The sequence below is a fragment of the Pontibacter aquaedesilientis genome (assembly GCF_014773225.1).
Classification (GTDB): domain Bacteria; phylum Bacteroidota; class Bacteroidia; order Cytophagales; family Hymenobacteraceae; genus Pontibacter; species Pontibacter aquaedesilientis.
This window is the reverse complement of sequence record NZ_JACXAJ010000008.1, coordinates 128,100-146,692: the sequence shown is the minus strand read 5'-3', so window position 1 is coordinate 146,692 and position 18,593 is coordinate 128,100. Positions and strand designations below refer to the sequence as shown.

General features: G+C 52.2%; 17 protein-coding genes. 8 read left to right on the top strand and 9 right to left on the bottom strand.

Annotation, left to right across the window (positions count from 1 at the left end; all coding sequences use genetic code 11):
- Positions 1-48 precede the first annotated feature (48 nt).
- The 6 genes from H9Q13_RS14960 to H9Q13_RS14935 form a co-directional block, all read right to left on the bottom strand.
- Positions 49-1,569: a sigma 54-interacting transcriptional regulator gene (locus H9Q13_RS14960; protein WP_191184606.1), complete on the bottom strand. Its 1,521-nt coding sequence runs from the start codon at positions 1,567-1,569 to the stop codon at positions 49-51.
- A 123-nt stretch (positions 1,570-1,692) separates the two neighbouring features.
- Positions 1,693-2,793, bottom strand: a complete 1,101-nt coding sequence (locus H9Q13_RS14955; RefSeq protein WP_191184605.1) for a vWA domain-containing protein — start codon at positions 2,791-2,793, stop codon at positions 1,693-1,695.
- A 558-nt stretch (positions 2,794-3,351) separates the two neighbouring features.
- Entirely contained in the window at positions 3,352-4,329 is a 978-nt protein-coding gene (locus tag H9Q13_RS14950) for an acyl-ACP desaturase (RefSeq protein WP_191184604.1), read from the bottom strand.
- Positions 4,330-4,518: 189 nt separating this feature from the next.
- Positions 4,519-5,490: a glycosyltransferase gene (locus H9Q13_RS14945; RefSeq protein WP_191184603.1), complete on the bottom strand. Its 972-nt coding sequence runs from the start codon at positions 5,488-5,490 to the stop codon at positions 4,519-4,521.
- Positions 5,483-6,604 (bottom strand): DegT/DnrJ/EryC1/StrS family aminotransferase, encoded by a 1,122-nt coding sequence (locus H9Q13_RS14940; protein ID WP_191184602.1) that lies wholly within the window; start codon positions 6,602-6,604, stop codon positions 5,483-5,485. The genes H9Q13_RS14945 and H9Q13_RS14940 overlap by 8 nt, the downstream gene beginning before the upstream one ends.
- Before the next feature lie 15 nt (positions 6,605-6,619).
- Positions 6,620-7,033, bottom strand: a complete 414-nt coding sequence (locus H9Q13_RS14935) for a sugar 3,4-ketoisomerase (RefSeq protein ID WP_191184601.1) — start codon at positions 7,031-7,033, stop codon at positions 6,620-6,622.
- A 137-nt stretch (positions 7,034-7,170) separates the two neighbouring features.
- Between H9Q13_RS14935 and H9Q13_RS14930 the strand changes: the two genes are divergently transcribed.
- The 3 genes from H9Q13_RS14930 to corA all read left to right on the top strand — a co-directional run bounded on the left by H9Q13_RS14930 (position 7,171) and on the right by corA (position 10,354).
- Entirely contained in the window at positions 7,171-8,079 is a 909-nt protein-coding gene (locus H9Q13_RS14930; RefSeq protein WP_224744317.1) for an EamA family transporter, read from the top strand.
- 5 nt (positions 8,080-8,084) lie between these two features.
- Positions 8,085-8,687, top strand: coding sequence for an IMPACT family protein (locus H9Q13_RS14925; protein ID WP_191184599.1), 603 nt, complete (start codon positions 8,085-8,087; stop codon positions 8,685-8,687).
- 539 nt (positions 8,688-9,226) lie between these two features.
- On the top strand, positions 9,227-10,354 hold the full coding sequence (corA, locus tag H9Q13_RS14920; protein WP_191184598.1) for a magnesium/cobalt transporter CorA: 1,128 nt from the start codon (positions 9,227-9,229) through the stop codon (positions 10,352-10,354).
- A gap of 4 nt (positions 10,355-10,358) precedes the next feature.
- On the opposite strand, the gene H9Q13_RS14915 is transcribed toward corA, so the two are convergent.
- Positions 10,359-13,076, bottom strand: coding sequence for a PQQ-like beta-propeller repeat protein (locus H9Q13_RS14915; RefSeq protein WP_191184597.1), 2,718 nt, complete (start codon positions 13,074-13,076; stop codon positions 10,359-10,361).
- A gap of 168 nt (positions 13,077-13,244) precedes the next feature.
- Between H9Q13_RS14915 and H9Q13_RS14910 the strand changes: the two genes are divergently transcribed.
- On the top strand, positions 13,245-14,120 hold the full coding sequence (locus tag H9Q13_RS14910) for a universal stress protein (RefSeq protein ID WP_191184596.1): 876 nt from the start codon (positions 13,245-13,247) through the stop codon (positions 14,118-14,120).
- A 10-nt stretch (positions 14,121-14,130) separates the two neighbouring features.
- Here the strand turns inward: H9Q13_RS14910 and H9Q13_RS14905 are convergent, their stop codons facing one another.
- Positions 14,131-15,033, bottom strand: a complete 903-nt coding sequence (locus H9Q13_RS14905) for an ATP-grasp domain-containing protein (RefSeq protein ID WP_224744316.1) — start codon at positions 15,031-15,033, stop codon at positions 14,131-14,133.
- Positions 15,034-15,172: 139 nt separating this feature from the next.
- On the opposite strand from H9Q13_RS14905, the gene H9Q13_RS14900 reads away from it, so the two are divergent.
- From H9Q13_RS14900 to H9Q13_RS14885, 4 genes are all read left to right on the top strand, one after another.
- Complete coding sequence (locus H9Q13_RS14900) at positions 15,173-15,823, top strand: hypothetical protein (RefSeq protein WP_191184595.1); 651 nt, start codon at positions 15,173-15,175, stop codon at positions 15,821-15,823.
- 44 nt (positions 15,824-15,867) lie between these two features.
- Positions 15,868-16,320: a D-aminoacyl-tRNA deacylase gene (dtd, locus tag H9Q13_RS14895; RefSeq protein WP_191184594.1), complete on the top strand. Its 453-nt coding sequence runs from the start codon at positions 15,868-15,870 to the stop codon at positions 16,318-16,320.
- 102 nt (positions 16,321-16,422) lie between these two features.
- Positions 16,423-17,346, top strand: a complete 924-nt coding sequence (locus H9Q13_RS14890) for a hypothetical protein (protein ID WP_191184593.1) — start codon at positions 16,423-16,425, stop codon at positions 17,344-17,346.
- 17 nt (positions 17,347-17,363) lie between these two features.
- Positions 17,364-17,690, top strand: a complete 327-nt coding sequence (locus H9Q13_RS14885; RefSeq protein ID WP_191184592.1) for a nucleotide pyrophosphohydrolase — start codon at positions 17,364-17,366, stop codon at positions 17,688-17,690.
- A gap of 143 nt (positions 17,691-17,833) precedes the next feature.
- On the opposite strand, the gene H9Q13_RS14880 is transcribed toward H9Q13_RS14885, so the two are convergent.
- Entirely contained in the window at positions 17,834-18,565 is a 732-nt protein-coding gene (locus H9Q13_RS14880; protein ID WP_191184591.1) for a 2-phosphosulfolactate phosphatase, read from the bottom strand.
- Between the last annotated feature and the right edge of the window lie 28 nt (positions 18,566-18,593).

Genomic DNA, 18,593 nt, shown 5'->3' with positions numbered 1-18,593 from the left:
TTCTGGCATTTAACTTTCTAACTTCTAAACTTTCTAACTTTTAAACTCCTAAAAGTCGTCTTCATCCTCTTCCTCGCCAAAGCTCGGCATGGAGAACATACCGCTAAGCAGGTCCTTGAATTGCAGGCCGGTGCTGAGGCGGTTTTTGCTGAGTTGGCTGTGCTCGGCCAGTCCGTGCAAGGCAAACTCCATCAGGAATAGCTTTTCTTTGGCCTCTGCTTTTGGTTGGTATTTTTCTACCAGGTCCGCCAGGCCGGGTACCTGCTGCAGAGCTTTTTTGTAATCGCTGGTGCTGGCGTCGTTCAGGATGTCCAGCGTGTTGCCCTCGCCAAACCAGTCGGTTACTTGCTTGTAAGGATTGCCTTCTTTGTTCTTTTTGGCCTTATCCGGGTCAGGAAAATATTTCAGAAACTGCGTACGAATCGCCTTGCCCATGAGCACTTGCGCCACATGGCCTGCCCCCTCCTGCTCGCCTTCGTATACCAATTCTACTTTGCCCGTCACGGCAGGTATGGTGTTCAGGAAATCCGCTACCCGCACGTAGGTCGACTTCTCCCCATTCAGCAGGGCACGGCGCTCGGCAGCGCTCAGCAGACTCTCGAAAGCCGAGATGGTCAGACGTGCTGACACGCCGCTCTTAGCATCCACGTACTCACTCTCCCGGGCCTCAAACGCCACCTGCTCTATCAGGTCGCTGATGAGTTCGTTAGCCGTAACCAGATGTTCCTGCTCCTCTTTGATGTGTGCTTCCTGCCGCGTAATCTTCTTGCCAATTTCAATGGACTTCGGATAGTGGGTGATGATCTGGGAGTCGATGCGGTCTTTGAGCGGCGTTACGATGGAACCACGGTTGGTATAGTCCTCCGGGTTAGCCGTGAACACAAACTGAATATCGAGCGGCAAACGTACCTTGAAACCCCGGATCTGAATATCGCCTTCCTGCAGAATGTTGAACAAGGCCACCTGTATGCGGGCCTGCAAATCGGGCAGCTCGTTGATCACAAAAATGCCTCGGTGCGATCGCGGAATCAATCCGAAGTGAATCACCCGCTCATCAGAATAGGGCAGCTTTAAAGTAGCCGCTTTAATAGGGTCGGCATCACCGATCAGGTCGGCTACCGACACGTCGGGTGTGGCCAATTTCTCGGTATATCGGTCGGAACGGTGCATCCAGCCAATGGGCGTGTCGTCGCCGTGCTCGTGCACCAGATCTTTGGCATAGCGCGATAGTGGCTGCAATGGATCATCATTTAGCTCAGAGCCTTGCACCACCGGTATGTACTCGTCCAGCAAATCCACCATCAGGCGTGCGATACGGGTCTTGGCCTGTCCGCGCAAACCCAGCAAGTTGATGTGGTGCATCGAAAGAATGGCCCGCTGCAAGTCCGGTACCACAGTTTCCTCGTAGCCCCAGATGCCCGGGAAAATTTCCTCTTTGTTCTGCAGCTTGCGGATCAGGTTGTGGCGCAACTCCTGCTTCACAGTTTGCGGCTCATACCCGGCTGCTCGCAGCTGGCCAAGTGTTTTTATCTTCAGTAAGTTTTCGGTTGGAATGTCTTTGTATTGCATTCTTAAATGGTTGAATGGCTAAATTGTTAAATTGTTATAGAGGTTATTAACCCACCCCTAACCGCTCCGAGGAGGGGAATTCCTTGAGTTATAAGCTCTTTTTAAATCCTAAACTCTCAAACTTTAAAAGCTTTTCTTCCGGTTGCGGCCATAGTCACGGAACACCAAATGCCCTAAGCCTTTCAGGCTGCTGTAGTATGCCTGGCCATTGTTCACTTTGGTAAACTCGTCTACGAATTGCTGCAGGTATGGGTCCGACGCGATCATGAAAGTGGTGATCGGTATTTTGATCCTTCGGCATTGGGCGGCCAGGTTCAGCGTTTTGTTCACCACCTTGCGATCCAGACCGAAGCTGTTTTTGTAGTAGTGCAACCCCTCTTTCAGGCAAGTCGGTTTCCCGTCCGTAATCATGAATATCTGCTTGTTAGGTGTTTTTCGCTTGCGCAGGATGTCCATAGCCAGCTCGAGGCCAGCTACGGTATTGGTATGGTATGGACCGACCTCCAGGTATGGCAGATCCTTTATTTCGATCTGCCAGGCGTCGTTGCCAAACACGATCACGTCCAGCGTGTCTTTTGGGTACTTCTGCTTCACCAGTTCGGCCAGTGCCATCGCCACTTTTTTGGCCGGGGTAATACGGTCTTCGCCGTACAGGATCATGGAATGCGAAATATCGATCATCAGCACCGTGGAGGACTGTGTTTTGTGCTCTGTCTCGGTTATTTCCAGGTCTTGCTCTGTGAGTCGGAAGTCTGACAGCCCGTGGTTGATCTGGGCATTGCGGATAGAATCGGTCATGGAGATTTGTTCCAGCGCATCGCCGAAACGGTACTCGCGGCGGTCGGTGCTGGCTTCGTCGCCTATGCCTGTCTGCGGCGTGGCATGGCTCCCCTTGCCGCCTTTCTTCAGTTTGCCGAAAATCTCCTCCAAAGCACTTTTTCGTATGTTTTGCTCGCTTTTGGCAGTGAGTTTCAGCACGCCTTCCTCCAAAGGTTTTTCATCGATGTAACCATTCTTCTTGAGGTCTTCAATAAAATCGCCTATCCCGTAATCATCGCCAGTGAGGCCATATTGTTTGTCCAGCGAACTCAGCCAAGATAGCGCTTCGGCCACATCCCCGGAGGTGATCATCACCAACTGCAGAAAGATCTTCAGCAGCGACTCGAAGCCCTGCTTATCGTCCTGCGGCGGCACATACTCTGTAAATCGATACCCTACTCCCATATTTCTCCTGATTTATAACCTAACAACGTTGCGCCTTCGAATGTTCTTGCACATCTGTTCTTATACGGGAGTTACCTCCCCCCGGCCCCCTCCTTCTGTCGAGGGGCCCTATCCCCATAACAGGAGGGGGAGTGAATTTGTGAATGATTGACATCCCCCTGCCCCCTTCAAAGGGGGACTTCTCAGCTACTACCATTTTACAGGTATAAGCACTGTTGTTTCCTTTGGTGCAAACTATCACAGGCACGCATTGATAGACTAACTTGCACATTAGCAATGAAACAAATTACACTTGCCAGGTGCACTAAAAAGACTACCCACTGTTTGTGCGTTCAGCGAGTGGGGGTAGGGGCCCTCTATTTGGGGAGTCCCCGAAACCAGTTCGGGATGTGCCACTTGATTTTTTTGCCCCGAAAGCTTTCGGGGTGCCCGGCCGGACAGGCCAAGCAATAAAACAACATAAGTTGCTATACCTTGAAAGCAGTTAATACGAAGAAATACAAAAGGGCAGGCTGCTTTCGCAACCTGCCCTTTGTTTATAGGTATAGCTTTCGCTGATTAGTCAATCCAACGGAACTTGTACTCCAGCTGTGGCGAGCGCATACGCTCCGCTACACGCTTCAGACGATCCGGTAGTGCAATCAGATACTCGCGTGCACGCTCTCCGGCGTCGTTCAGACCTGTAACAGTTTCCAGCTTCCACTCCTTTACCAAGTCAGAAAGGATATCGGTATAGTCCATTGCGGTATACACGTTGATACGCTGAGCAGCATCAGTAAAGTGGCCGAAGGTCTTGCCCATGTCCACACCAAGCTCGCGCATGTAGTGGGCCGGCATTACGATCTTCTTGCGCATCATGTCCTCAAAGGCCAGCATCATCTCGTTCGGGTCTGCCTCGAATATTTTGCCAACAAACGCTTTGTAAGCTTTTGCGTGACGGGCCTCATCAGAAGCTACGTAACCGCAAAGTTTCGCCAGCATACCATCGCCTTGCTTTTTGGCGATCTGGGCAACACGGCGGTGCGACAGATTGGTAGCTGTTTCCTGGAAGCTGGTGTAAACGAAAGCCCGGTACGGATCATTATCTGTCTGCAGATCAAATCCGTCGGCAATCAGATACTGCGTAGAGGCCTCCATCTCACGCATGTTGACACGTCCGGTCAGGTATAGATATTTGTTCAGCAAGTCACCGTGGCGGTTTTCCTCTGCAGTCCAGGCGCGGTTCCACTTCATCCAGGGACTCTCCTCGTTCTGAGGCACATCCTTAATGGACATCAGCCAGCTTTCGTAAGTCGGCAGGGCTTCTTCTGTAATGGTATCACCTACCAGCACAGCCAGCAGATCATAGGAAAGGTCACGGGCACGTTCCTGCAGGTTCTTTATTTCCTGAAAGAAGTTCTCCATGCGGGCATCGGGCAGCAGGTCGGCAGGCTGCCAGCTATCTTCCACGGATTTCAGAAACTCTGTCATTTTTTCCTGGACAAAGTCTTCCATCCATTTCATAACTTCGATACGGGAGGCAACAGCTGTAATCATTATATTGTTTTAAGAGATTGAACTTCAAATATAAGCATTATTAATAAAATTCGCTTTAAGGCAATGCAATTAGTTAACTTGCTGCAAAAAAGGGAGTTTCAGATTAATAGTAAATCTTTCTTACGTAAAAATTTGAAACAGTTTTACTTATAATGGGATTGTCTAGCAAGTCCGCCAAAGAGTGCAATTCTACAGCCTATTCCGAAGGCTTTGATATACCCTACGCAGGAAACCCAGGTTAATTTTGTATTTGTTGAGTAGTCTGATTGTCTGGTATACAGGACCTAAGCCGGCGTGTTTTCGCATCAGCTCCAAAAAGCGTTCTGTCTGTTGGTAGTGGCCTGTCAGGTAGGAGTGCCGCGCTTCGTAGCGCAGCCTTTTGGTGAGGGCCTGCTTCTCTTCCGGTGTCCGGACCAAACGGGCTGCTTTCTCGCATACTGTTACAGTAGAGGCGACTAACAGGCTGCCGGGCTTATACCACTGCTGCGAGAGCGAACGGGCATGCACACGCCGTCTTGTAGTGACGTCGCCCAGAAAAAAGTACTTATAGTTTCGGGAGGATCTCACCCAGAAGTCGAAGTCCTCGTAAGCCAGTGTTTCGTCGTAGCCACCCAGTTCATCCAGTACCGTGCGCCTCATCATCATGGTAGGCGGACAGATGAAGTAGCGCCCCAGCAGGTGCTTGAAAATATCGCCGGAAGGTGCAAAAGAAATCACCTCGCCTTGTTTGTTACGGACACAGTGAAACCCGATGTGCTTGGTGTTATCGTCCACGTACTCAGCATCGGAATAGACAACGCCGTAGCTTTCGTCCAGTTTCAGAAATGCCTGCACCTGCTTTTCTACGCGGTCGGGCAACAGCACATCGTCGGTGGCAAAATCGATGATAAAAGCCCCTTTTGACGCACGCCAGCCCATGTTAAAAGCCCTGGTATTGCCTAAGTTGGTGCCCGTGCTGATAAAAGTAAGCTGCGGGTATTCCCGAAGATACGGTTCCATGATTTCCACACTATGATCGGTGCTGCAGTCGTCGACAATAATGATCTCCAGATTAGGATACGTCTGGGCCAGCACCGAGTCGAGTGCCTCGGCAATGAAGCGCTCGTGGTTGTAGCAAAGGCAGATGACCGAAACAAGCGGCAAAGCAACAGTATCAGCCATGGACTTTAAAGAATGTGTGAATGGAACTGATGACCTGCTGCTGTTCTGCTGCTGTCATCCCTGGAAACAAAGGCAGGCTGAGGCTAGTCGCGGCCAACTCTTCTGCTACCGGAAAACTGCCTGGCTGGTAACCCAGAAAGGCATAAGCCTCCTGCAAATGCACCGGCACCGGGTAGTGGATAGCGGTCTGTATACCTTGCGCTGCTAACCACGTCTGCAATTTGTCACGCTGGCTGGTCCGGATATTGAAAATATGGTAAACATGCGTGCAAGCAGGAGCCGTGACAGGCAAAATAAGTCCAACTATACCTTGCAATTCGTTCTGGTATACCTGCGCCAGCCGTTGTCGCTCGCTGTTCAGCTGATTTAAGTAACGGAGCTTTACCCGCAGCACGGCGGCTTGCAGCGTGTCGAGCCTGGAGTTGATGCCGACAATCTTGTTGTGATACTTCTGTTCCTGGCCGTAGTTGCGGTACATCCGTGCAAAGGCGGCAAGTGCAGCATCGGATGTGACCACGGCACCGCCATCGCCCAGAGCCCCCAGGTTTTTGGTCGGATAAAAGCTGGTCGCGTTTATTTTCCCGAAACTCCCAACAGATTGGCCACCGTAGCTTGCACCCTGTGCTTGCGCAAAATCTTCTATCAGGATGAAGTTGTGTTTCTGCGCCAGTTGCATGAAATCCGCCATTTCGCAGGCTTGCCCGTAGAGGTGCACCGGTATAATGGCTTTTGTTTTCTTGGTGAGTACAGCCGCTGCCGCTCCTGCTGTGAGGTTGCAGGTATACGGATCAGGCTCGGCCAGCACAGGTATAGCCCCTGCCTGCACCACTGCATTTACGGTCGCGATAAAGGTATTGGCCGGCACGATCACCTCATCGCCGGGGCCTATACCTGCCGACTTCATCGCCACGACCAGCGCATCGTAGCCGTTGCCCACACCAATAGCCATACCTGTGCCCAAGGCAGTGGCCAGTTCCTGCTCAAAAGCTTCGACCTCCTCCCCCAATATGTAATGCTGACTTGCAGCCGCCCGTACCAAAGCCTGCTCTACCTCGCGGTTGATACCTGCGGGGAAGTCTCTGAAAGCAAAAAAAGGTACGGCAAATGAGGTCATTTAAACAGGTATAGATCAGAGTGCAATATGCGTAGCCATCCGTTGGAAGACCGCATAATCGCGGATATAGTCGGCGTCGTCGAAATCAGTGGAAGCCAGGCAAAGGCCGATGGTCCCTTCCGAAAACTGCAGGTTAGTCCAGCACATGGCCGGTATGTACAGTCCTTTGGTTGGTGCGTCCAGCACGAATGTTTGTCTGTTTTTTCCGTTGTCCGTCTCTGCCGTAATGCTGCCTGTCAGGGCGACCAATACCTCTTCGGTTGCTTTGTTGGCATGTTGCCCCCGCTGCACCTGCTGCGGGGTGCCGTAGGTCCAGAACACACGCTTTATCTTAAACGGCACGTGCCGTGCGTATTGCGTGGAGGCGATATACCCAATGGCTTCGCTTCCAACTTCGGTAAACTGCAACAGGTAAGGTATAGCTGACAAATCTACAATGTTAGTGCAATCACAAATTAAAGCATTTTAGTTGGAATGTGCCGATAGATTGCCGCCTGCCTTTGCCCATGCCCGCAGTTCCGTTAAATTTGCAGTTGCGGTGGGCTGTCTGCCCATACTTATACCTTATGCTATACCTGATTCTGAGCGTACTTTCCGGCGCTTCCCTGATTTTCATCTTCAAGCTTTACGAGCGGTTCAATGTCCATACCTTTCAGGGCATTGCTGTAAACTACATTACCTGTGTGCTGGTCGGGCTGGCCTTTCCTGGCGGCACGGATGTACTGCAGCCACAGGTGCTCCAAAAACCCTGGGCCATCTACGCGCTCATATTGGGGGCCATCTTCATCGGGGCCTTTTACCTCATTGCCATCACCACCCAAAAAGTGGGTGTAACAGCCGCTTCGGTCGCCGCCAAGATTTCGCTCGTCATCCCGGTGCTCTTCAGCCTGCTGGTACTCAAAAGCAGCCTCAAAGACTATACCTTCGTCAATTACTTGGGCATGGCGCTGGCGCTGGTGGCCATTGTCCTATCCTCGGTCCGCCCCGGCGAGGTGGGTGACAAGCGCACGCCGAGGCTGCTTGCACTCGGGCTGCCCTTTATCATTTTCCTGGCCAGTGGCTTTGCCGATTCGCTCATCAACTACGTGAACGAGTACCACCTGCAGGCGCATGAGGCCAGCCAGTTCACCATGCTCACCTTCACCGCCTCTGCCGTATTAGGTATAGTGGTGCTGGGTTATATGTTGCTGATGCGAAAGACCGTGTTCCGGGCCAGAAGCATTTGGGCGGGCATTGTGCTGGGCATTCCAAATTATTTCTCTATCTTTTTCCTGATCAAGGCACTCTCGGCTTTTGGCAACGATGGCGCGTTTCTATACCCCGTTAACAACATCGGTATTATCATGACTGGCGCATTGGGGGCCGTATTGGTGTTCCGCGAGAAACTGAGCGCACTCAACCTGGTTGGCTTAGGTATAGCCGTACTGGCGCTGGTGCTGCTTTCGTACCAGGAGATAGCCGCCAATTTGTTTTAAGCACAATGGAAGACACCTACCGCACCATAGCCGAACCTTCCGAAGGACTCTACAAAGAGAAAGGCAGCAAATTTATTGCGCTGGCCTACCCGGTTTACTCCGAAGAAGAGGTGAAAGAAATACTGGCAGGCCTGCGGAAACAATACTATGATGCCCGCCACCACTGCTATGCCTACAGCCTGGGGGCCGACAAAAGCCGCTACCGCGCCAACGACGACGGCGAGCCCAACCACTCCGCTGGCGACCCGATCCTGGGCCAGATCCGGTCCGCGGACCTGAGCAATGTGCTAGTGGTCGTCATCCGCTATTTCGGGGGCACCAAGCTGGGTGTGAGTGGCCTGATACACGCCTACAAAACCGCCGCTGCCGAAGCCCTGTCTACCGCCACGATCGAAGAAAGGCACGAAACGGCACTGCTGCAGGTACACTTCGCCTACCCGCAAATGAACGATGTGATGAGCCTGGTAAAGGAATACGACCTCAGCATAAAAGAACAGCAATTCGAACTAGACTGCCGCATGACGCTGGAGGTACGCAAGAAGTTGCAGGAGGAAGTCAGCGGGAAGTTGGAGGTAGTGGAAGGAGTTGAGGTTGAGGTTGTTGAGTAGGGTATCCTAGCCCAGCTTTTTTGCCTCCCCCGGCCCCTCCCAAGAGGGGAATTCTCGTGCACGATTGTCATCCCCCTACCCCCTTCGAAGGGGGACTTTCTGTAGCTGCCAATCCCCAGGTATAAGCGCTGTAGCTTCAGGCTTTGTTTTGCCATACTGGGTCAAACCATCCCTTCCCCTCCTTATCCAAAGAGGGGAATTTATGTTCACTACCTATGCACAGGTAGAAGCGTTGTAGTTTTTGTCTCTACCTACACATATCACTGACACGCATTGAAATACATACTCGCACGGTAGCGACAAAGCAATGGCATTAGCCATGTGCATAAATGACGATTTTGTGTTTGAGCGGTCAGCGAGTTTAAAATCGTCTTGACTTTTTTGCCTACTTTTTTTGTCAAGAAAAAAAGTAGGTGCCCGCCGCACAGGCGAAGCTATAAAACAGATGATGTTGAGAAAGCAAAAATAGCCACCACGCCAGCTAAAGCAGCAAGCAATTCTAAATTTTACTACCTTGTACAGCTACACCGTATCACCCCATGGCCAAAAAGAAACGTCACCGCTCCCGTCATAAAATCCTGGACAGAAAGCTGGGCACCAGCCCCGGCACGTTGTTTGTGTCTGCCGAGGCGCACGCACCCCGCTACTTCCTGATGTCATTCAACGAGCAGATGTTCAGGGAACAGGAGCTGGCTTCGTATGCGGAGCTGCTGCAACAGGTGCAGTCGCAACCGCAGGCCACCCACTGGATTGACATACGCGGCTATGCCGACCTGCCCATGCTGGAGCTGCTAAAACAGGACTTTGGCATTCACTCGCTGCAGATGGAGGACGTGATCAACGACTACCAGCGGCCCAAGGTCGATGAGCTGGACGATAGATTGTTCATCATCACCCGCATGCTGCGCTGGTCACAGGAACAGCACACGCTGGAGGATGTGCAGCTTTCGGTCTTCTCAGGGCCAAACTACGTTCTCACGCTGCAGAGCGACTACGAAGACTGTCTGGACCCACTGCGCGACCGCATCCGGGTTGGCAAAGGCATTATCCGGCATCGGCCACCCATGTATTTGGTTTACGCCATTCTGGACGTGGTGCTGGACTACTATTTTCCGGTGATGGGTGCCATCGGGATTTACATAGAAGAGCTCGAGCAGAAGATACTGGACAAGCCATCCAAGCAAACCTTGCGCGAAATTCTGGACCTCAAAAATGAATTGATCAAACTGCGCCGCATCGCCTGGCCCGAGCGGGACAAAATGAATGAACTGCTTCGCATGGAAGATGATATGATGCCTGACAACCTGAAGGTATACTTCCGCGACGCCTACGACCATACTATCCAGCTTATCGACCTGATCGACAGCCACAAAGAAATGTCAACCAGCTTGGTGGAGCTCTATATGTCCACGGTGAGCAATCGCATGAACGAGATCATGAAAGTGCTGACTATCATTTCGAGTATCTTCATTCCGCTGAGTTTTATCGCTGGTCTGTACGGAATGAACTTTTCGCGGGAAGACCCGGAAACGGGAGAGGCTTTTAGGCTCAGCATGCCCGAGCTATACCTGCCTTACAGCTACCCGCTCCTCATCCTCCTGATGACCGCGCTGGTGCTGGTGCAGCTGTATATGTTTTATAGGAAAGGTTGGTTTAAGAGCTTTTAGAAGGCTAATTCGGCAGTTTGAAACTCAGCTTCTGCAGTTCGCGGCGGTATACCTTATACACAGTATAGTTATTGGCCACTTCGTTGTAATGGATCGTAACCGGCTGGTTGCTTTCCAGGGAGCGCCCCCCGATCAAGCTGGCATCCGAATCGTAGAGGTAGGTTTTCTGCGGGCCTGTTTCGGTAATGGCGTATACCTGGTTACCACCCCCAAAGTTAAAGAACTGCACGATCTTAGGTGCTGAGGTGACAAAGCGCTTCTCAAACATTTCCTTTAAGTCCTGGTCGAAAACGGCCACCTTGCCCTGGTCCTGCCGCACGATCACGAAAGAGCGGCCCGTGGCATCGGGCAACAGGTCGAACATGGCGCTTTTGCTTGGCCGTGGCAACTGCTCCCGCCTTACAATTTGCCCCTGCAGGTTGAACACCACCACATCGCCGTATCGTGTCACCACGGTTACCTGCGAGCGGCGCAAGTCAGCTCCGACTTTTGCGATGCCTTCTGAGGTAATGGGAACCCGCAAGCTAAAAGGAAAACCCGGATAGGTTTCGCCCTGGGTATTCAATGCATAGATATAACCATTCTCGAGCAACACCAGGATAACGTCGCGCCCCCCTACCCGCAGGTGCTGCGGCGTGGCGGCCAGCCTGTAATCCATGCGGCGGGGTTGCCAGCCAGGTATAGCGTTGCCCCGGGTGTCGTACATATACAGGTTGCCCAAGGCATCGTCCACCAAAAAGCGGTAGTTCCGGTTTTTCTCATAATCGAACACCGCCAACCGTTGCAGCCGCAGGGTATCGCCCACATTGAAGGGGAAGTGCTCCAGGTCTAGGCCCTGGTTGTCGATGGCCTGAATACGGGAGGTAGTCGCAAAAACATACCGCAACTTATTGTCGTTGCCCAACTCCACCTGTTGTATACTGCCCCGCACCTGGCTTTGCAGAGAATCTGTCCAACCACGGCTGCCGGTGGCCGTAATGTTGTGCAGCACCAAAAGCGAGTCCTGCACTACAATCTCACGACTTCTGTCCACGGCGTTTTGTATGGCGAATGGCTGTGAGATAAGGCGTTGCGCGAATGGTATACTCACCTCCTCTACATAACCTCCCTGACCCGTGGCAGAAAAACGCTCCTGCCTTCTGAACAGAAAACTGGTGTAATACTGATTCTCCGCTTTGGCAAACTGCAGGCTCACCTGGTTAAACCGCCGGATCAGGCTGGAGTTTTGCAGCAGGTCCTCCCGGTTTTCCTCCTGCACGTAGCGGTTCAGGATATACCAGGCATTCACGGTGTTCAGGTATAGGCTGAAGTTGCCCTCCTGCAGTGTTTCCTCTAAAAATGATTTCTGCGCAACCGAACGTCCCCACACTTCTCCTACCGCTATGTCATCAATCAGGGCGCGTAAGGTAGCCGACTCGGGCGCAAACACCACGTAGTTATCCAGTTGCAGCACATAGCTCTGCTCAAAGCCAGTGAACATTTCTCCGAACAGACGGGCTGGAATATCCTCCAGGTCAAGTAGTTGTAAGGTATAGTTTCCGTACTGCTCCGAGTACGTTTTCTGCCGTTGCTCTTTTCCGAGTTGCTCTCCGAGTTTTTTCAGCAAAGCGCCGGTTTTGGAGGGGCTCGCCATGCGGGCTATCGCAATCTTCTCGGGGCTGGTGTTCATGTTATAAGACTCCATATAGGCCAGCGCAACTTCCTGGTTGAACGACCGGGCCAGGCTATCCAGAACTGTGCTGTAAACATCGCCCTTCCCGCGGGCGGCATCTCGCAGCCGCGACACCTCCCTCACCCCTAAATGCAGCAGCACTGCCGTGCGGGTAGGCAACAGCTGTTTGATTTCCAGCGCCCGGGGGGCCGATGGTTTCAGCTGCGACTGGAAAGACCCTTCCAGTGTTTCCGGGTTGGAAAACCCATTCAGGAAAAGCTTGTTGCGGTCCATCTTGAGCTCCAGCATGGCATTGCGGCAAAAGCTGCTCAGGTAGCGTACCTGCGGCATCAGTTCTTCTTTCAGAAACAGCCCCAGAATTTCGGGCATGGCACGGTAGTTCACAAACACGTTGGCGTACACGTCTGGCTGCCCAAGGTAGTTCACTTTCTTGAAATCCGAGGCGATGGAGCTCAGGTTGCCTCTGTTGATACGCCGCACGATCTCCTCCACCAACACGGGTGAAGCACTCAGGATGATGTTGTTGTGATAGGAAAAATAGGTGAATCCGGTCCCAAACTGGGTATTGGTGATATCGGTGAGCAGAAAGCCCTGGTATTCACGCGTCTCTTCTTTAAAAATAACGCTCTTGACAATGTTCTCGGTAAGGGTGCGCAAAAAACGGTGTTCTCCCACCGATACCACAGGTATATAGTACACGAACTCCACCTCAGACTTGCCCAGTACATGTACCGAGGTGAGGATGTTCTTCTTGTCCAGGAACCGCTCCAACCGTTGGCTACCGGGGGCCACACTGTCGAGCATGGACATGTTCTCCTGAAAACGCTGTGCGACGGGCAGCACCGAAAAGCTCTCCCATAGCTCTGTCTCCCGCAGGTGGCTCACCAGCTCGCTGTGGTTGTTGGTCTCCACTACAAAAGCGGCGTTGTGGGGCACCAGCGTCCATAGGTCCACCTGCTGTCGGGTGTCCTGCCACCTGCTAAAGCCATAGTAGACCAGCGATGCCAGCAGCACAAATCCGATGAAGTAAAAAACGATGCGTTTCGGCATGGTGAAGGGTTATCAGGTCACAAATTAACCGAAAAATTTAGAATATCCCGGGAGAGCGTCGGTTGTATCCTATTTTATGCAGCCTAACTCCAGGGTTTGTGGCCAAAACGGGATAGACTAACCGGGCAGGAGGCACGTATATATTTCCCAACCCACATCCTGCACACCATGTTTCGAATCCTGATTCCCGTTGATTTTTCGGAAGGCTCTCACAAGGCTTGCCTTTATGCCCTGCAACTCGCCGCATCGGTGCCCGATGCCAAGCTGCTGCTCCTGCACTGCTTTCAGGATTACCTGGTAGACGATGACCTTATTCCTAACAGCGCCGCCGGCATGACGCCTTCTGAGCAAATAACAGATCGGGTACTGCACCGCAACGAACTGGAGGCGCAGCAGCAACTGGATGAGCTATACAAAGACCTGCTGCACAGATCACGGGCTGCGGGCCATACCTTGCACATAGAGCGGTCGTTTATCCATGGCCTGCCCGAGGAGGAGATACTCGAGCAGATTGAGCGCTTCCGACCTGTGGTGGTCGTGATGAGCACCAAAGGGGAGTCAAGTATTGGGCGTGCCGTATTTGGCACCGTGTCGACCAAGGTAATCGAAGAAACCAGCGTACCCGTCCTGACAGTACCCAATCAGTACGAGGGCGCTACGGTTAGCAAAGTGCTTTACGCCACCGACTTCGGCAAAACAGATGCCTCGGACATAGAACAGCTCCGCAAACTGTTGCAGCACCTGCAACCCATGATCTACTGTGTACACATTTCCGATGACCCGGAGGAAGACCGCGAGAGACTATTGGAACTGCAACAGAAACTGCAGCACGGCTCCCCCGAAAACAACATCCGTTATGCCCTGCTGGAAGGCAGCGATGTGGCCGAGTCCCTGCAGGACTTCGCACAGAGCGAAGGCGTAGACCTGCTGGCCCTCACCACTCGGGAGCGAAATACTTTTGATTCGCTGTTCAGCCCTAGTCTGGCCAAAAAGATGGTGCTCCATGCGCCGCTGCCGGTGCTGGTCTTCCATAGCAAGTTATAGGCGCTATACCTTAGCCGCGTGATGCCGGCTCTTTCTCCAGCAATTGCAACAGGGCCTGGTAATAGCGCTCCAGCGCCCCTTCGCTGGTACTCAGAAAGAGAAACGGCTCGATCAGCTCCAATTCCATCAGAGCCAGTCTTCCGTTCAGTTCCACCCCGTCCACGCGGGCATACAGACAGCCTTTTGCAAATTGCTGCACGATGTGGGTAGCTGTGTTCAACAAAGCAGCGGGAGGCGCTGGGGTGTGTATGCTGCCGCCAAAGAAGTGCTGCACCCTGAAGTCGCCGGACTTGGCGGTTTTCAGCACGGTATGGCTATAGACTCCGTTGAAGAAGACAAAAGACCACTCGCCCAGTGTTTTGATCTGCTCCAGAAATGGCTGGGCCAGGAACGGCTCTTCCTGCAGCAAGGCATTGATGCGCGGGGTATAGGCTTCGGCCTCACTCCGGTCAATAGCCAATGTGTTTTTCGCGGCCCCGCTCACGCGCGGCTTCACAATGATCTTTTCCTGCCCAATCGCCTCGAAAGCATCCTCTGCATCGAAGCTGCTACCTTGCTCCAGCCATACAGTGGGCACTACCTCCACGCCCTGCTCCTGCATGTCTTTAAAGTAGATTTTGTCGGCGTTCCAGCGGAGCGTCTGCACTGGGTTGAGCACACGGCATCCTAGCGTCTCCAGCTTGTCCAGCCAGGTATAGAAAGCGGCAATTTTATCGAAATAATCCCAGGGAGATTTGATAATGATGGCATCGAAAGCAGTCCAGTCTACCTGCTCGTCATCCCATACCTGGAAAGAAATATTCAAACCTTTTTCCTGCAAAAAACGGTATAGGCGTTCATCTTCGCTATCGGCGTTGGCGGTGTAATCGCCCAGGCTCTGGCAAGTAACCAAAGCTATTTGTAGTAATGACATAAATGATGATATTTGCCCCAAAATTATACTTTACAACCCGCAGAAGCTACAGATTAATTTTCCTTTTAGAGAAAACTTTAAGCGCGTCAGTTCTCGTATGCAAAGTATAATCCGCTTGCCCTCTTTTAAACGTTTCATCATGTTATACCTTTTCAGTCTCAGCCTTCGACACAGGTACAGCCTTACTGTACGCCTGCTGATCCTGCTGTTGCTGATCAGCACCAGTGCCGGAGCCTGCAGCACCGACACCGCCCGGAACGAGCAAAAAGAGGAGCCGCTGGAGCGCAACCGGCAAAATGCACAGCCTGACACCATGCTGGCCCGCCGCCAGCCCGCCGGTCCACCGTCCACCATCGATTTTCTGGGCAACCCGATCCTAGCCGATTACCGCCTAAGCAAAAAGCTGGACGCCTACTTCGCCCGCATCAGCACGGACTTTACCCTGGACGCCGACCCGATTGAGAACATCCACAAGCCTGCCATCACGGACACGATCTATACCATCCGGTTTGGAGAATCGGTGATAGAACTCTACGCACCCAGCCAGACAGGCGAGCTGCTGTTGCAGGTAGCCGATATCCGAAACGCAGGTATAGCCTTGCGCAGCAACATGAAAGTAGGGATGGGACAGCCCGAGCTCATGACAAAACTCAAGAACTTTGACGTGCGCATTCTACAGACCAACTCCGAGATTGTAGCTACCTCCGTGGAAGGCGCCCCAGCCTCCCTCCGCTTCTACCTGAAAAACGGCAAAGTGAACAGGATCAGATATGAGGGGTATGTGGATTAGGGGGTAAAGCTATACCTTTGCACCTCAACCAAAGGTGTAACCGCATGCGCATCGTCATACAACGTGTAACTCAGGCTTCCGTCACTATAGACAACCAGGTGAAAGGCGAAATAGGCCTTGGCCTACTGCTGCTGGCCGGCTTCACGGCCGAAGACACAGAAGAAGACCTGAAGTGGATGGCTAATAAGGTCGTGCAGCTCCGCATTTTCAGCGATGCCGAGGACAAAATGAATCTGAGTGTGCAGGATGTAAAGGGCGATCTGCTGGTCATCAGCCAGTTCACGCTATTTGCACTCACCAAAAAAGGTAACCGGCCTTCTTATATCAACGCCGCCCCTCCTGCCATGGCGATACCGCTTTATGAGCGATTTGTAACTTTGCTGGAGCAAGCCTTGGGTAAGCGAGTACAAACCGGCGAATTTGGTGCCGACATGAAAGTTGCCCTGCTCAACGATGGCCCGGTAACTATCACAATAGACTCGAAGAACAAAGAATAGCCCCCGCTTAACAAATGTGGCAGCAAACTGATAGAGCACTAGATAAAATCACTATATTTCAATAGCTTTCAGTTAAATGCTTCACATCTAAAGTTCAGGGTTATGTCTGCTATACCTGTTGCGATCAGGCTGTCACGAATTTTCGGAATAGCTTTCTGGTGCTGCCTGCTCATGGCCGCTTCTGCCAACTCCTCCTATGCTCAAACGGATACCACATTAACTAAAAGCGTGGTAGGGAAGCGCTGGATCGTAGAAACCCGTGACGGCTCTACGATCCAAGGTGTATTCCTGGGCCAAACGGAAGGGGGCATACGCCTGCGGACTGACAGTGCCGGCGAAGTAGTCATTCCGCATGCCCAAATCAGGAGCACCAAAGTGGTGGATGAGAGCCGTATGCGCAACGGCGAGTACTGGTTCGAGAATCCCAATGCTACCCGTTACCTGTTCTCTCCCTCTGCTTTTAGCCTCAAAAAAGGCGAAGCCTATTACCAAAACACCTACCTGGTGCTCAACTCTTTCAATATCGGCATCACAGATAACATTACCATGGGGGGCGGTTTTGAACTGATCTCGACCTTCAGTGGTTCCCCAGCCTTCTATCTCACACCCAAAGCCACCTTCGAGATAAATGAAAAGTGGCGGGCAGGCGGCGGTTTGCTATACGCCAATGTCATCGGGATTGAGGAGGACTTCTCGGGATTGGGAATAGGCTATGGCATCGTGACCTACGGCAACAGCGACGACAATGCCACGCTGGGTGTGGGTTACGGCTTCGTGGATGGTGAGTTTTCGAGCAAACCGGTGATTACGCTGAGCGGCATGAAGCGGGTGAGCCGACGCATCGGCCTGGTAACCGAGAACTGGCTGGTGCCCACCGATAGTTATTATGGTGTCGTATCCTACGGGCTGCGGTTCATGGGGGAGCGCCTCACCGTCGATCTGGCCTTTATCAACAACCGCGAAATTGCCGAAGAGATCGCCATTGGTATACCCTATGTCGATTTTGTGATTAAATTTGGCAAATAACCTTAGTCGCTATACCTATGACCATTGCCGAAGCCCAAACCATAGTAGATAACTGGATAAAAGAGAATGGCGTTCGCTACTTCAACGAGTTAACGAACATGGCCATCCTCACAGAGGAGGTAGGCGAAGTGGCCCGCATCATGGCACGGCAGTATGGTGAGCAGTCTTTCAAAAAAAGCGAGGAAGGCAAGCAACTCTCCGACGAGTTGGCTGATGTTCTTTTCGTGCTCATCTGCATTGCCAACCAAACAGGTATAGACCTCACCGAAGCGCTCCGCCAAAACCTGGAAAAGAAAACCTCCCGCGACAGCGATCGGCACAAGCAGAATGAGAAATTGAGGTAAGTTAGAAAGTTAGAAAGTTTAGAAGTTAGAAAGTCGTTTAAAAAATCAGAGCCGGCTCTGCAGGGCCGGCTCTGATTTTTTAGGTAGTTGAACTCTCTTAGTGCTTTTTGTAAAACAGAACAGGTTTAGAAACTCATAACTTTCTAACTTTCTAACTTTCTAACTTCTAAACTAATATCCACCAGCCTGTCCTTTTTCCAAACGGGCAGCACATCATAGGTGTCGTGCTGGAGGCAGAACTCAATGTCTTTGTGGATTTCGAGGTTTTCGAGTCGTTGCACATGCGAGGATTGGCGCAGGAAGGAGACCATATCGTGCTTAGCGGCATGGTACAGGTATAGCGAAGCCAGTGTGGCGTCGTTCTCAAACGTAAAGTCGTCCTGCAGGCGTTCGGCCAGGGCCCCGGCATACAGCGTGTCTTCCAGGTTGAACTTTCCTTTCCAGCCGGCGCACACCACCAATACATCCAGCTGCAGCTCACGCAGGTGCTGCGCTACGGCCTCCAGATTCAGAAAAGCCCCGACAATGATCTCGTCTGCCGCTTCCGACATCCGGATAGCCCGGGTACCATTGGTAGTCGTGATGGCGACCGTTCGGCCTTTCACGTTACCATCCATGTAAGCAAAGGGTGAATTGCCCAGGTCAAAGCCCTCCGCCTTGATGCCGTTGCGTTCAGCGGCTGTCAGGCAACCCTGCTCGGCGTACCCACGGCACTCTTCCAGCTGCATGACAGGTATAATATCGGTGGCACCATGCGCAAAAGCTGCCACCATGGTGGAGGTAGCACGCAGAATATCCACGGCCACCACTGCCTTTCCCTTCAGTTCATACAAGTGCAACAGCTCGGGGCTGTAGCACACATCTATACTTGGCATTTAATTTCGTTTTTAGTTAATCGTTGAT